General features: G+C 74.4%; 13 protein-coding genes. 9 read left to right on the top strand and 4 right to left on the bottom strand.

The genetic code is table 11. The annotated features are described in order from the left end of the window. Positions 1–5 precede the first annotated feature (5 nt). A complete protein-coding gene (locus Sco07f_RS03610) occupies positions 6–749 on the bottom strand; it encodes a zinc ribbon domain-containing protein (protein ID WP_063739973.1) in 744 nt (247 codons plus the stop codon). After that, a complete protein-coding gene (locus Sco07f_RS03605; RefSeq protein ID WP_108986908.1) occupies positions 746–1,612 on the bottom strand; it encodes a Nif3-like dinuclear metal center hexameric protein in 867 nt (288 codons plus the stop codon). The genes Sco07f_RS03610 and Sco07f_RS03605 overlap by 4 nt, the downstream gene beginning before the upstream one ends. Before the next feature lie 208 nt (positions 1,613–1,820). Here Sco07f_RS03605 and Sco07f_RS03600 point away from each other — a divergent pair, with 208 nt between their 5' ends. Both Sco07f_RS03600 and Sco07f_RS03595 read left to right on the top strand, forming a co-directional pair. Further along, positions 1,821–3,068 carry a hypothetical protein gene (locus tag Sco07f_RS03600; protein ID WP_108986907.1) on the top strand — a complete coding sequence of 416 codons (1,248 nt, stop codon included), beginning with the start codon at positions 1,821–1,823 and terminating at the stop codon, positions 3,066–3,068. Between the two features lie 97 nt (positions 3,069–3,165). Then, positions 3,166–3,333: a hypothetical protein gene (locus tag Sco07f_RS03595; protein WP_063789615.1), complete on the top strand. Its 168-nt coding sequence runs from the start codon at positions 3,166–3,168 to the stop codon at positions 3,331–3,333. A gap of 150 nt (positions 3,334–3,483) precedes the next feature. Here the strand turns inward: Sco07f_RS03595 and Sco07f_RS03590 are convergent, their stop codons facing one another. Continuing rightward, positions 3,484–4,395, bottom strand: coding sequence for a MaoC/PaaZ C-terminal domain-containing protein (locus Sco07f_RS03590; RefSeq protein WP_108986906.1), 912 nt, complete (start codon positions 4,393–4,395; stop codon positions 3,484–3,486). A gap of 151 nt (positions 4,396–4,546) precedes the next feature. Between Sco07f_RS03590 and Sco07f_RS03585 the strand changes: the two genes are divergently transcribed. From Sco07f_RS03585 to Sco07f_RS03570, 4 genes are all read left to right on the top strand, one after another. Further along, positions 4,547–5,461, top strand: a complete 915-nt coding sequence (locus Sco07f_RS03585; RefSeq protein ID WP_087791149.1) for an ABC transporter ATP-binding protein — start codon at positions 4,547–4,549, stop codon at positions 5,459–5,461. Further along, positions 5,458–6,186: an ABC transporter permease gene (locus Sco07f_RS03580; protein WP_108986905.1), complete on the top strand. Its 729-nt coding sequence runs from the start codon at positions 5,458–5,460 to the stop codon at positions 6,184–6,186. The genes Sco07f_RS03585 and Sco07f_RS03580 overlap by 4 nt, the downstream gene beginning before the upstream one ends. A gap of 37 nt (positions 6,187–6,223) precedes the next feature. Beyond that, the gene (locus Sco07f_RS03575; protein WP_007449111.1) at positions 6,224–7,450 is read left to right on the top strand and encodes a sensor histidine kinase; all 1,227 of its coding nucleotides are present in this window, start codon (positions 6,224–6,226) and stop codon (positions 7,448–7,450) included. 102 nt (positions 7,451–7,552) lie between these two features. Beyond that, positions 7,553–8,125: a response regulator gene (locus Sco07f_RS03570; protein WP_244941985.1), complete on the top strand. Its 573-nt coding sequence runs from the start codon at positions 7,553–7,555 to the stop codon at positions 8,123–8,125. A gap of 140 nt (positions 8,126–8,265) precedes the next feature. Here the strand turns inward: Sco07f_RS03570 and Sco07f_RS03565 are convergent, their stop codons facing one another. Next, positions 8,266–9,708, bottom strand: a complete 1,443-nt coding sequence (locus Sco07f_RS03565; protein WP_042826054.1) for an MFS transporter — start codon at positions 9,706–9,708, stop codon at positions 8,266–8,268. Between the two features lie 248 nt (positions 9,709–9,956). Here Sco07f_RS03565 and Sco07f_RS03560 point away from each other — a divergent pair, with 248 nt between their 5' ends. From Sco07f_RS03560 to Sco07f_RS03550, 3 genes are all read left to right on the top strand, one after another. Next, positions 9,957–11,714 carry an MFS transporter gene (locus tag Sco07f_RS03560; RefSeq protein WP_108986903.1) on the top strand — a complete coding sequence of 586 codons (1,758 nt, stop codon included), beginning with the start codon at positions 9,957–9,959 and terminating at the stop codon, positions 11,712–11,714. Between the two features lie 100 nt (positions 11,715–11,814). Next, entirely contained in the window at positions 11,815–12,495 is a 681-nt protein-coding gene (locus Sco07f_RS03555; RefSeq protein ID WP_108986902.1) for a class I SAM-dependent methyltransferase, read from the top strand. 10 nt (positions 12,496–12,505) lie between these two features. Further along, positions 12,506–13,501 (top strand): N-acetylmuramoyl-L-alanine amidase, encoded by a 996-nt coding sequence (locus Sco07f_RS03550; protein ID WP_108986901.1) that lies wholly within the window; start codon positions 12,506–12,508, stop codon positions 13,499–13,501. Positions 13,502–13,544: the final 43 nt, after the last annotated feature.

The raw sequence follows: 13,544 nt of genomic DNA, 5'->3' as shown, positions 1-13,544 counted from the left end.
GCTCCCTACAGTCCGGAGTCGGCCGTGCGCACCAGGATGCGGCGGCAGTTCTCGCAGCGGACGACCGTGTCGGGCGCCGCCGCACGGATCTCGCTCAGCTCGGTGATGGCCAGCTCCTGGCGGCACCCCTGGCAGCTGCGCTGGTACAGCTTGGCCGCGCCGACGCCGCCCTGCTGCTCGCGCAGCTTGTCGTAGAGCTTCAGCAGGTCGTCGGGGACGGAGCCCGAGACGACCTCGCGCTCCTTGGTCACCGAGCCCGCCTCGCCGTCCAGCTCCTCGACGGCCGCGTCACGGCGCGCGGTGGCGTCGTCGATCTTGCCCTGGACCGCGCCGACCCGCTCGGTCAGCTCGGCGACCCGCTCCTGCGCGGACTCGCGGCGCTCCATCACCTCCAGGACGACGTCCTCGAGGTCGCCCTGGCGCTTGGCGAGGGAGGCGATCTCGCGCTGGAGGTTCTCCAGGTCCTTCGGGGAGGTGACGGCGCCGGAGTCCAGGCGCTGCTGGTCGCGGGCGGCGCGCTGGCGCACCTGGTCCACGTCCTGCTCGGCCTTGGTCTGCTCGCGGGCGCAGTCGCTCTCCTCGGTCTGCGCGGCCACGAGCAGGTCGCGCAGCTGGGTGTGGTCCTTGGTCAGCGACTCGATCTCGGCGTGCTCGGGCAGGGACCGGCGCTTGTGCGCGAGCTGCTGGAGCCGCGTGTCGAGGCCCTGGACGTCGAGGAGTCGGATCTGGTCGGCGGGCGCGGCTTTCAGTTGGGGGCTCCCATTGCGCTAGAGGTCGGGGCGGACGCCACCTGGGCGGTCCAGGGGTCGGTGACCGTTTTCGAGACGTGGACCCTGAGGTCCCAGCCGTTGCGGTCGGAGATCTCGTCGAGCTGGGCCGCGCCCAGCTCGCACCAGGGCCACTCGGTGGCCCAGTGCGCGGCGTCGAGCAGCGCGAGGGGGCTGTGGGCGCGAGCCGCGGAAAACTCCGAGGCCGGGTGGTGGCGGAGGTCCGCGGTGAGGAAGGCGTCGACGCCCGCCGCCCGTACGTGGTCGAAGAGGCTGTCGCCGGAGCCGCCGCTGACGGCGACCGTGCGCACGGTCGCCTCCGGGTCGCCGGCGACGCGGACGCCCTGCGCCGTGGCGGGCAGCCGCTCGGCGGCGCGGGCGGCCAGCTCGCGGACGGTCAGCGGGTGCGTCAGCTCGCACACCCGGCCGAGGCCCCGGCGCCCCTCCGGGTCGGCCGGGTCCGGCACCAGGGGCCGTACGACGTTCAGGTCGAGGGCGCCGGCCAGCGCGTCGGAGACGCCCGGGTCGGCGGTGTCGGCGTTGGTGTGGGCGACGTGCAGGGCGATGTCGTTCTTGATGAGGGTGTGCACCACGCGGCCCTTGAAGGTGGACGCCGCGACCGTCGTCGTCCCGCGCAGATACAGCGGGTGGTGGGTGACGAGCAGGTCGGCGCCGAGCATCACCGCCTCGTCGGCGATCTCCTGGACGGGGTCCACCGCGAACAGGACCCGCGTGACCTCCTGGTCCGGGTCGCCCACGACGGTGCCGACCGCGTCCCAGGACTCGGCCCGCTCGGCGGGCCACAGGTTGTCCAGCGCGGCGATGACTTCTGACAGACGGGGCACGCGTGCAAGGCTACCTGGAGCTTCTGTGCCGTTGTACCCGCAGCCGCGCACACCGGCCGACGCCGCGACGGCCCGGTCCGGCACAGCACACCCCGTGCCCTTCCCTCAGGCGAATCGTTCCTGTGACACACGTATGTGTGATGAGGGCCGTCCCGGTCCCCCGCCCGTGCGTACGAAAACTAGCTTCGTCGCCGGAGGTGACCGAACGATGACGGTCTGTGCGATCGAGCCTTCGGCGGACCCCGGCGACGGCGGGACCCCGAAGGTGGGGTGCAGCATCACCGCGGAGGGTGCCTACGCCGCGCGTCTCGCCCGGAGCGAGGGAAGCGGCGAGGCCTGGTATCCGGAGCGGTGGACACTGGACGGCCCGGAGCCGTACGCGGTGCCGCTGCCGGGCAACCAGCCCGAGGAGCCCGGCACCGAGGTGCAGCCGATGGGCGACGGGCGGGTCCTGGTCCACCGCGTGACGGCCGGCCGGCACCTCTTCGCGCTGCTGTACCCGACCGGGCCCGGCACCGGCGAGCTGTCGCTCGGCGCGGTCGAGTGCCCCGCCGACGCCCCCGGGCTGCGGCTGCTGCCGCCGGCTCCGGGCGGTGAGCGGGCGTACGCCCTGGCGGCCGGGGCGCGTTCGACGGTGCTGTGGCAGGTCGCGGGCGGCGCCTTCGGACCCGAGCGGGTGGCCGAGATCCCCGGCCGCTGCTCGGGCGGGGTCTGGCTGGACCGTACGGGCCGGATGCTGGCGGTGGACCGGGAGACCGGCGGGCGCACCAAGGCGGTCGTGGTGGACCTGGAGCGGGACGGCGAGGTCTCGCCGCTGCTCCAGATCGCCCCGGACAGCGACGACCGGCTGCTGCTGGCCGACCCCGACAGCGGTCTGGTGCTGATCGGCTCGGACGCCCCCTCGCCGGGGCGGGAGCGGCTCGGCTGGGGCGTCCTCGGCAGCACGCTGCCGGTGCGTTTCCCGGAGTGCCTGCGCATGCCGGACTGCGTCGTGACGCCGTTCGCCGTCCAGCCGGGGCAGGTGCTGACTCCGGAGCGGTGCGGGGTGGCGCTGCGCGTGGACGGCGCCTTCGGCAGTTGGGTCGGGGTGTGGCGGCCCGCCGAACGGCAGGTGCGTCATCTCCCGCCGCCCGACGGCTGGTTGACGGGGGCCGGGCTGTGGACGCCGGACGGGGAGCTGCGGCTGCCGTGCTCCACACCGCGCTCGCCGTGCGGGGTGGCCCGGCTGGTCGCGCCGGACGCTCCCGGCCAGGAGGGGCCGGAAGACCCGGGTGGCGCAGACGGCGCAGACCGCACAGAGGGTGTGGGCGGCGCGGGCGTCGGGCGGTCCGAGAATCCGGAGGAATCGACTCCGGACGAGTCGGGCAAACCCGGCACGGCGGACGCTCCCGCCCCCGCCCAGCCGCGCCCCGTACCGCTTCAACAGGCCCCGCTGGCACGGCTTGTAACGAAGTAGTGCCGGTTGGCGTGGTCGCCTGGATCCGCCCCGAGGTGTGCCGGTTAGACTCGCCCGGCTGTAGGAAAGATCATGTTGACGGGGTGAATTCCTTCCGATGAACGACGCCAGCACGACCCAGCCGATGCAGGCCGCCGGTGCCGACGTTTCCGAGACCGACGCCGGCCACGGCAAGCACCGTGGACCGGTCTCCAGCCAGGAGGGCGAGGCGACCCCGCAGGGCCGCCACCGCAAGCCTGCCGAGGAGTCCCAGACGGCCGCCTGACGCCACGGACGAGGCATAAGTCTCAGACACAGGCACAGGCACAGGCACAGGCACACACGAAAGCACGCGGCTCCGGCCCCGTTCGTCGCATCCGACGGGCGGGGCCGCTGTCGTCCCCCGCGGCACCGTCCCGCCCGTTTCTCCCCGCCCCTACCGGTACCGGACGACCGTGTCGGCGAGGACGGGCGCGTCACCGCGCTCGACGGCGCTCACGGCCACCCGCACCTCCGACGTCTCCCCCGTCTCCCCCGTCTCCCCCGCCCCGGCACCGTCCGCCCCGGGCCGCCGCCACATCCGCACCCGCAGCGTCTCCCCCGGGTACACCACCCCGGCGAACCGCGTGCGGTACTCGCGCACCCGGGTCACGTCGCCGTCCAGCAGCGTGTCGACGACCGCCTTGAGGGCGGCGCCGTAGGTGCACAGCCCGTGCAGGACGGGCCGCTCGAAGCCGGCCCGCGCGGCGAACTCCGGGTCGGCGTGCAGGGGGTTCCAGTCGCCGGAGAGCCGGTAGAGCAGGGCCTGGTCCTCGCGCACGGCCCGGTCGACGACGCGGTCCGCCGGCTCGGCGGGCGGTGGCGAGGGGCGTCCGGACGGGCCCCGCTCGCCGCCCCAGCCGCCTTCCCCGCGTACGAACACCTCGGCCTCGTCGGTCCACAGGGGCCCGTCCGCGTCGGCGACCTCGGTGCGCAGGACCAGTACGGCCGCGCTGCCCTTGTCGTACACGGCGACGACGCGCGAGGACGCGTTCGCCCGGCCCCGCACCGGGACGGCGGGCCGGTGCAGCCGCAGCCGCTGCCCGCCGTGCAGGACGTGGGCGAGGTCGACGTCGACGCCGGGCACGGACAGCGCGCCGATCACCCCGGGGACGCCGCCGCCGGCGACGGTCGCGAAGCTCGGCAGGACGTGCAGCCGGGACTCCAGGGTGTAGCGCAGCTCGCGCGGGCCGGTGGCGGGCCGGCCGGCACCGATGCCGAGGTGGTAGAGCTGGACGTCCTTGTGGTCCCAGGCGATATCCCGGACCCGGGGCGCGGCGGCGAGCGCCGCGGCTGCGTCGACGGGCATGTCCCTCCCGGCTCGTCTCCCATGCGTCCCTGCAGTTCCCGGTCACCGTACGGGAACAGCGGGGACGAGCGGCACCCATGACATTTGTCCTGCCGATCTCCGGACAACCGCATCTGCCGCGCGTCCCCGCCGGCTCCGTAACGTCATCGGCATGAGACCGACAGAGGGCACCACCCCCGCCGTCTCCTTCACGGGAGCGGCCAAGGCGTACGGCGACGTCCGCGCCGTCGACGGCGTGGACCTGCGCATCGGGCGCGGTGAGACCGTCGCGCTGCTCGGACGCAACGGCGCGGGCAAGTCGACGGCGATCGCGCTGCTGCTCGGCCTGTGCCCGCCCGACGCGGGCACGGTGGAGCTGTTCGGCGGCCCTCCGGAGCGTGCCGTGCGCGCCGGCCGGGTGGGGGCCATGCTCCAGGAGGCGCGGGCGGTGCCCCGGGTCACCGTGGGCGAGCTGGTCGCCTTCGTGGCCGGCCGCTATCCGGCGCCGATGCCGGTCGGGCAGGCCCTGGAGCTGGCGGGGATCGCGCCGCTGGCGGGTCGGCGGGTGGACCGGCTGTCCGGCGGGCAGGTCCAGCGGGTGCGGTTCGCCCTCGCGCTGGCCGGCCGCCCCGGCCTGCTGGTCCTGGACGAGCCGACGGCGGCCCTCGACGTGGAGGCCCGGCACGCGTTCTGGGAGTCGATGCGGGCCTACGCCCGGCGGGGCAGCACGGTCCTCTTCTCCACGCACTACCTGGAGGAGGCCGACGCGCACGCCGACCGGATCGTGGTCGTCGACCGGGGGCGGGTCGTCGCGGACGGCACCGGCGACGAACTGCGCCGGGCGGCGGGCGGCAGCCGCGTCTCCGTCGACCTGGCCGGCCGGCCCGCCGACGGATTGGAGCTGCTGCCCGGAGTGCGCGCGGTGGAGATCCGCGGGGACCGCGCGCTGCTGCGCAGCGAGGACTCCGACGCGACCGTGGTCGCCCTCGCGGAACTCGGCGCGATACGCGGCCTGGAGGTGGCCCCCGCGTCCCTCGACGACGCGTTCCTGGCCCTGACGACGAAGACGAAGGAGAGCGCGCGATGAAGAGCGGGACGATCGACTACCTGCGGCTGGAGACGCGCCGTACGCTGCGCGATCCCGGCTTCGTCATCGGCGGCGTCGCCATGCCGGTCCTGATGTACCTGCTGTTCACCAACCTGGGGGGCGACGCGGGCGAGTGGAAGACGGGCGCGATGGTCGGCATGGCCGCGTACGGCGCGGTCGGCTCGGCCCTGAACACCGGCGGCGGGGTCGCCGAGGACCGGGCGATCGGCTGGCTGCGGCAGCTGAGGGTGACGCCGATGCCCCCGCACCAGGTGGTCGCGGGCCGCGCCCTGACCGCCTCGGTCACCGTGCTGCCCGCGATCGCGGCGGTCCTCGGCGCGGGCGGCCTGATCAACGGCGTACGGCTGGACGCCTGGCAGTGGGCGGCGCTGGCGCTGCTGCTCTGGCTCGGGTCGGTGCCCTTCACGCTGCTGGGGCTGGGCAACGGCTACCGGCTGACCGGGCAGACCACGGGCGTGGCGAACATGGTGGCCAATCTCGGCCTCGCGGTGCTGGGGGGCCTGTGGTTCCCGCTCGCGCTGTTCCCGGAGTGGCTGCGCACGGTGTCGTCGTACACGCCGACCAACCGCTTCGCGCAGCTGGGCACTTCGGTGGCCACGGGGCAGGCGCCGCCCGCGGGTGGAATCCTCGTCCTCGCGGGATGGCTGCTGGCGTTCGGTGCGTACGCCGTCCTGTCCTACCGCCGCGGCGCGGGAAACGACTGAGCGCCCGGTGCGCCCGAGCGGAAGGAAGCCGACAGCCATGACCGGGACCCGAGGGCGGCTGCGCAGGATCTCGCACCGCCTGGACGCGTGGCAGCTGGCACGGCAGCCCGAGCCCGAATCCGAACCGGCCCAGGGCGGCGAACGGCCGGAGCGCGTCGGCCCGCCGCCGACCGGATTCACCCTGCTGCCGTGGCTGCTGATGGGCCTGGGCAGCCTGGCGAACATCTTCCAGGGGAACAGCGCCAACCCCTGGATCGGCGGCGCGGGGCTGATCGTCTTCAACTCGCTCTACATCCACGTCGCCTTCCGCTCGTTCCACAAGACCTTGCGCGAGTCGCTGAACACGCGGCTGGCGCTGGCCGCCATGGCGGTGGTGACCTGTGCGCTGGCGCTGGCGTACGGCGGCAGCTGGCTGCTGTTCTTCCCGCTGCTCGGCCTCGCCGCGGGGGCGGCCCTGCGCGGCCCGTGGCTGGGCCGGTGGGGCTGGTCGCTGACGGTGGTGGCGGGTGCCGTGGCCGGCGTCAAGGACGGCTGGAACGGCCTGAACATCGCCTACGGGACCTTCCTCTCGACGATGGTGACGGCCGCGATCCTGAGCCTGTCCGACGCCGTACGGCAACTGCGGGCCGCCCGGGAGGAACTGGCCACCCGGGCGGTGGCGGAGGAGCGGCTGCGGTTCTCGCGGGACCTGCACGACCTGCTGGGGCACACGCTGTCGGTGATCGTGGTCAAGTCGGAGGCCGCCCGCCGGCTGGCACCCCGGGACCTGGACGCCGCGCTGACCCAGGTCACGGACATCGAGTCGGTCGGCCGCCAGGCGCTGACCGAGATCCGCGAGGCGGTCACCGGCTACCGGGAGGGCAGCCTGGGCACCGAACTGGACCGGGCCCGTTCGGTGCTGGACGCCGCGGACGTGGAGGCGGTGGTCCGCCGCACGGGCCCGCCGCTGCCGCCGCAGACCGAGGCGCTGCTGGGGTGGGTGGTGCGGGAGGCGGTCACCAACGTCGTACGGCACAGCGGGGCGAGCCGCTGCGAGATCGCGGTCCGGGGCGGCGCGGACCGGGTCCGGCTGACGGTCACGGACGACGGCACGGGCGTGGCGGGCCCCACCCGGGGGCCGGGCACGGGCCTGACCGGCCTCACGGAACGCCTCGCCACGGCGGGCGGTTCGCTCACGGCGGGGGCGGAGCCGCGGGGCGGCTTCTCGGTGACGGCGGAGCTTCCGGTGCGGGCGGAGGAACGGCCGGTGGGCGCACCGGCCTAGGAGAAACGACACCCCCTGGCGCCGCGTCCTACTCTTGCCCCCGTGACCGACGAGACGCCGCGCGCCCACCCCGTCCGTGTCCTCCTCGCCGAGGACCAGGGCATGATGCGGGGCGCGCTCGCGCTGCTGCTCGGGATGGAGGAGGACATCGAGGTGGTCGCGCAGGTGGCGGCCGGGGACGAGATCGTCGACGCCGCGCTGACGCACCGCCCCGACATCGCCCTCCTCGACATCGAACTGCCGGGCCTGAGCGGCCTGGACGCCGCCGCCGAGCTGCGGGAGCGGGTGCCCGGCTGCCGGGTGCTGATCCTGACGACGTTCGGCCGCCCCGGGTACCTCAGGCGGGCCATGGACGCGGGCGCCGCCGGCTTCCTGGTGAAGGACGGCCCGGTGGAGGAGCTGGCCGGCGCGATCCGCCGGGTGCTGGCCGGGGAGACGGTCGTCGACCCGGCGCTCGCCGCGGCCGCGCTCAGTGCGGGTCCCAGTCCGCTCACCGGCCGGGAGTGCGACGTGCTGCGGGCCTCGGCGGACGGGGCGACGGTCGCGGACGTGGCCGCGGTGCTGCATCTGTCCGAGTCGACCGTCCGGAACTATCTGTCCGCCGCGATCGGCAAGACGGGGACGCGCAACCGGGCGGAGGCGCTGCGCGCGGCTCGGCAGCGGGGGTGGGTTTGAACTGGGGTGGTGCGTCGGCCGCGGGCCGGTGGGGGTTGCTCGCGCCCCGCGGCGGAGCCGCAAATGGATGCAGCCCCGCGCCCCTCAGGAGGCGCCCCTTCGGGGCGCTCCCCTTCGGGCGCGTTCAGACCTCTGCGCGCTCAGTCCCTCGTGCGGGTCTTCGGCAGCCACGTCCACATCAGTACGGCCGCCGCGACCAGGACCGCCGTCGCCGTGCGGAAGACCAGGGCGTAGCCGTCCGTCAGGGCCACCGGGCCGGCGTGCTCCTCGCCGCCCGACCGGGACGCCGCGATCGTCGCCATCACCGCGAGGCCCAGCGAACCGCCCATCGTCCGGGAGGTGTTGATCAGCCCGGAGACCAGTCCGGCGTCCCCGGGGGCCGCGCCGGAGATGGCGAGCGAGGCCAGCGGGGTCGCGGCCAGGCCCGCGCCCAGCATCATCAGCACGCCGGGAATCATGATCGCGGTCACATAGCCGCCGTCCGCGGTCATCGTCGACTGCCAGCCGAAGCCGACCGCGGCGACGAGTGTGCCGAGCACGGCCACGTTGCGCGCGCCGAGCACCGGCAGGAACCGCGGGGCGGCCTTCGAGCCGAGGATGACGGCGAGGGAGCTGGGCACCAGGGCGAGACCGGCCTCCAGCGGGGAGTAGCCGAGGACGTTCTGCGCGTACAGGGTCATGAAGAACCACATCGAGAACATCGACGAGCCGGACACCAGCATCGCCACGTTCGCCGACGCCACCGACCGCAGCCGCAGCAGGCCGAGGGGCATCAGCGGGGCCGCCGTCCGCGCCTCCACGAGGAGGAAGAGCCCGAGCAGCGCGAGGCCGGCCAGCAGCGGCACCAGTGTCGCGCCCGCGGCCCATCCCTCGGACTCGGTCTGCGAGATGCCGTAGGCGAGTGTGGCGAGCCCGGCGGTCACCAGCAGCGCGCCCGGCAGGTCGAGGCGGCGGCGCTCGCCGCCCCGGCTCTCGGTCAGCCACAGCAGGGCGCCGGCCAGCACGACCGCGCCCACCGGCACGTTGATCAGCAGCACCCAGCGCCAGGACAGCCCGTCCACCAGGACACCGCCCACCAGACCGCCCGCGGCACCGCCGCCCGCGCCCACGGCGGTCCAGGTCGCGATCGCGCGGGCCCGGGCCGCGCCCTCCGGCACCGCGGCGGTCAGGAGCGTCAGCGTCGAGGGGGCGAGTACGGCCGCGCCGAGGCCCTGCACGGCCCGCGCCGCCAGCAGCTGCCAGCCCTCCTGGGCGAGTCCGCCGCCCAGCGAGGCCAGCGTGAAGAGCCCGAGCCCGACCAGGAACATCAGCTTGCGTCCGTACAGGTCGCCGGCCCGCCCGCCGAGCAGCATGAACCCGGCGAAGGCGATGGCGTAGGCGTTGACCACCCACTGGAGGCCCTGGGCACTGAGCCCGAGGTCCGTCCGCATCGAGGGCAGGGCGACGTTGACGACGGACACGTCGAGCACGACCAGGAACTGTCCGGCGCAGGCGATGGCCACGACCAGCCAGGTCGGCGGCGTGCGTCGCGGGGATATGGGGCGTGCGGAGGTGGCGGCGGCGGGGGCGGTGGCTTCGGGCATGGGTGTCATGGTCTCAAGTCCGCTCTGCCCCTTGCATCGGTTTTTGGTCGCACCCGCCGCCGACCCGTCCTAGGACCCGAGACGTAGGCGACCGGCCGGTGAACCGCGTGTAGGCGCGGTCCCAAGAGAAGGTCAAGAATTAGTTAGGGACTCGAAGCAACGGAATAGTTGCCCCGGCGCACGAGGTTCATCCTGCACACACCCAAGATCCGCGCATCCACCGACTCCCGGCCTGGAGGCCCCACCCCATGTCCCACACGACGACCGACGAGCCCGTGCGGCAAGCGAGCAGGGCCACCGTCCCGGTGCTCGCGTTCGCGGGCATCGTCGTCGCGGTGATGCAGACCCTGCTGGTCCCGGTCATCAAGGACCTGCCCCGACTTCTCGACACCTCACCCAGCAACGCCACCTGGGTCCTGACCTCCACGCTCCTGTCCGGAGCCGTGGCCACGCCGATCATGGGCCGGCTCGGCGACCTGTTCGGCAAGCGCCGCATGCTGATCGCCAGCCTGTCGGTGATGGTCGTGGGCGCGCTGCTCAGCGCGCTCACCGACGCCCTGGTCCCGATGATCGTGGGCCGCACCCTCCAGGGCTTCGCGATGGGCGCGATACCCCTCGGCATCGGTCTGATGCGCGACATGCTGCCCCGTGAGCGGCTCGGCTCGGCGATGGCGCTGATGAGCTCCTCGATCGGCGTCGGCGGCGGCCTGGCGCTGCCCGCCGCGGCCCTGGTCGCGCAGAACACCGACTGGCACGCCCTCTACTTCGGCGCCGCCGGCCTCGGTGTCCTGTCCATCGCGCTGACCCTGCTGGTCGTGCCGGAGTCCCCGCTGCGCGCCAAGGGCACCTTCGACCTGCCGGGCGCGCTGGGTCTGTCCGCCGGCCTGATCCTCTTCCTGCTGCCGGTCAGCAAGGGCAGCGACTGGGGCTGGTCGTCACCGACCACGCTCGGCCTGTTCGCCGCCGCCGTCGTGGTGCTGCTCCTGTGGGGTCTGATGGAGCTGCGCGTCGCGGCCCCGCTGGTCGACCTGCGCACCACGGCCCGCCGTGAGGTCCTGCTCACCAACCTCGCCTCGATCATGGTCGGCGTCTCCTTCTTCGTCATCTCCCTCGTCCTGCCGCAGCTGCTCCAGTTGCCCTCCGAGACCGGCTACGGCCTCGGGCAGTCGATGGTCGTCGCGGGCCTGTGCGTGGCCCCGCTGGGCCTGACGATGATGTTCACCGCGCCGGTCTACGCCCGCCTGTCCGCCCGCTACGGCCCCCGCACCACCCTCATCATCGGCCTGCTGATCATCGGTGTCGGTTACGCCGGCGGTCTCGGCCTGATGAACGCCGCCTGGCAGACCGTCGTCACCTCGGTGCTGATCGGCGCGGGCATCGGCCTCGCCTACTCCTCCCTGCCCGCGCTGATCATCGGCGCGGTCCCGGCCTCGGAGACGGGCGCGGCCAACGGCCTCAACACCCTGATGCGGTCCATCGGTACGTCGGTGTCGAGCGCCGTCATCGGCATGGTGCTCGCCAACACGTCGAACGTCGTCGGCGGCGTCGCCGTCCCGACCATGCACGGCTTCCGCGTCTCCTTCCTCATCGCGGCCGGCGCCGTCGCCGTCGGCCTGGTGCTGGCCTTCTTCCTCCCGCGCCGCAGCCCGGCCGGGGTCTCGCAGCTGCGGGCGAGCAGCGAGGAGGACGCCAACCTGGCCCGCGCCGAGCGGGCGCTCGCCGGGGCCGGGCAGCCGCCGCACGGCTTCCGCGGCCGGGTGCTGGCCGCCGACGGCGCGCCCGTCGCCCGCGCCAAGGTCACGCTGATCGACCGGCACGGACGGCAGGCCGGCGCGACCCTCTCCGCGGGCGACGGCAGCTACGCCCTCGCCGTGCCCGCACAGGGCCCGTACGTCCTGGCCGCCCGCGCCGCGGGCCACCCCCCGCTCGCCCACGCGGCGACCCACGGCGGCGACCGCCCGGTCGACCTGGACCTGTCCCTGCCGGGCGAGACCGTCCCGGCCTGACCCTCTGCCGTCCCGGACCCGTACCCCCTGTCGCACCGCGCGGCGGGGGGTACGGCAGCATGGGCCGCCGCACACCCCGTACGACCAGCGAAAGGCCCCCATGACCGCGGCCCCCGGCTCCCTCCCCGCCCCCTCCCCCGACGTCCTGGCCGCCTTCGAGGCCGCGAAGGGGTTCATGCCCGCGCACGAGGGCCGCGCGCTGTACGCCGCCGCCGTCGAGGCGGGCGGGCTCGGGCTGCCGCTGCTGGAGGTCGGCACGTACTGCGGGCGTTCCACCGTGCTGCTCGCCGACGCGGCCCGCCGGGCCGGGGTCACCGCGCTCACGGTCGACCACCACCGGGGCAGCGAGGAGCAGCAGCCGGGCTGGGACTACCACGACCCGGAGACGGTCGACCCGGAGCTGGGCGTGATGGACACCCTGCCCGCCTTCCGCCGCATCCTGCACCGGGCCGGTCTGGAGGAGCACGTGGTCGCCCTCGTCGGCCGCTCCCCGCAGGTCGCCGCGTTCTGGAACTCCCCCCTCGGACTCGTCTTCGTCGACGGCGGCCACACCGACGAGCACGCGAACGCCGACTACGAGGGCTGGGCCCCGCACGTGGCCGACGGCGGCCTGCTGGTCATCCACGACGTCTTCCCGGACCCGGCCGACGAGTTCACCGGCCAGGCCCCGTACCGCGTCTATCTCAGGGCGCTGGAGTCCGGCGCGTTCACCGAGGTCTCGGTGACCGACTCGCTGCGCGTCCTGCGGCGAACCGGCACGGGGATCCGAAGGCGCGGTTAGAGTCGCTGACGTGTCGTACACAGGCCCGGACTTCGAACCGCCCCAGCGCCGCCGCTCCCCGCTGCGCCGCCCCCTGACCGTGGCGGTCGCCGCGCTCGTGCCCGGGGCGCTGCTCGGGTGGGGGGTGTACGCGGCGGTCGGCGGCCCGGACGACGGCGACGGAGGCGGCGCCGACCGCGCGGGCGCCGTACGGACGTCGGCGGCGCCGTCGTCGCTGCCTCCCTCCTCCAGTGCTCCCGCGTCGCCCGGCGACGACGACGGCAAGAAGCCCGCGGGTTCGTCGCCCGCGCCCACGTCGAAGCAGCCGTCCGCCTCCCGGCCCGCCGCCTCGGGCCCCCTCAAGGGCAAGGTCGTCGTCATCGACCCGGGCCACAACCCCGCCAACTTCCAGCACGCGTCCGAGATCAACCGCAAGGTGAACGTCGGCACGCACTGGAAGGAGTGCGACACGACCGGCACGGCCACCAACGCGGGCTGGCCCGAGGCGAAGTTCACCCTCGACGTGGCCCACCGGCTGCGCACCCTGCTGGAGGCGCAGGGCGCGACCGTGAAGCTGACTCAGGACGGCGACCGTGCGTTCGGTCCGTGCGTGGACGAGCGGGCCCGAATCGGCAACGAGGCGCACGCGGACGCGGCGATCTCGATCCACGCCGACGGGTCGGGGGCCGGCAACCGCGGCTTCCACGTGATCATGCCGGGCGCGGTGCACAAGGGCGCCGCCGACACCCGCGCCATCGTGGCGCCCTCCGCCGAACTGGGCCAGCGCGTCGCGGGCAACTTCGTGCGCGTCACGGGCAGCGCGCCGTCCAACTACCTCGGCGAGGGCACCGGCCTGGTCACGCGTACGGACCTGGGCGGTCTCAATCTGTCAACGGTTCCCAAGGTGTTCATCGAGTGCGGCAACATGCGGGACGGCAAGGACGCGGCGCTGCTGACCAGCGGCAGTTGGCGGCAGAAGGCGGCGGAGGGGATGTCTGAGGGGATTGTGAGTTTCCTGCGCGGGTAGCGCCGGTCGTCCCGATCCCTGCGGACAGCCCCGAGGTCCGGAC

The organism is Streptomyces coelicoflavus (genome assembly GCF_003112555.1).
Lineage (GTDB): Bacteria > Actinomycetota > Actinomycetes > Streptomycetales > Streptomycetaceae > Streptomyces > Streptomyces coelicoflavus.
Note: the sequence above shows the minus strand (reverse complement) of the source record. Positions and strands in the feature narration are given on the sequence as shown.

Coding starts and splice junctions, on each gene's coding strand:
- Sco07f_RS03600 (WP_108986907.1), top strand. CDS start 1,821: ATGACGGTCTGTGCGATCGAGCCTTCGGCGGACCCCGGCGACGGCGGG.
- Sco07f_RS03595 (WP_063789615.1), top strand. CDS start 3,166: ATGAACGACGCCAGCACGACCCAGCCGATGCAGGCCGCCGGTGCCGAC.
- Sco07f_RS03590 (WP_108986906.1), bottom strand. CDS start 4,395: ATGCCCGTCGACGCAGCCGCGGCGCTCGCCGCCGCGCCCCGGGTCCGG.
- Sco07f_RS03585 (WP_087791149.1), top strand. CDS start 4,547: ATGAGACCGACAGAGGGCACCACCCCCGCCGTCTCCTTCACGGGAGCG.
- Sco07f_RS03580 (WP_108986905.1), top strand. CDS start 5,458: ATGAAGAGCGGGACGATCGACTACCTGCGGCTGGAGACGCGCCGTACG.
- Sco07f_RS03575 (WP_007449111.1), top strand. CDS start 6,224: ATGACCGGGACCCGAGGGCGGCTGCGCAGGATCTCGCACCGCCTGGAC.
- Sco07f_RS03570 (WP_244941985.1), top strand. CDS start 7,553: ATGATGCGGGGCGCGCTCGCGCTGCTGCTCGGGATGGAGGAGGACATC.
- Sco07f_RS03565 (WP_042826054.1), bottom strand. CDS start 9,708: ATGCCCGAAGCCACCGCCCCCGCCGCCGCCACCTCCGCACGCCCCATA.
- Sco07f_RS03560 (WP_108986903.1), top strand. CDS start 9,957: ATGTCCCACACGACGACCGACGAGCCCGTGCGGCAAGCGAGCAGGGCC.
- Sco07f_RS03555 (WP_108986902.1), top strand. CDS start 11,815: ATGACCGCGGCCCCCGGCTCCCTCCCCGCCCCCTCCCCCGACGTCCTG.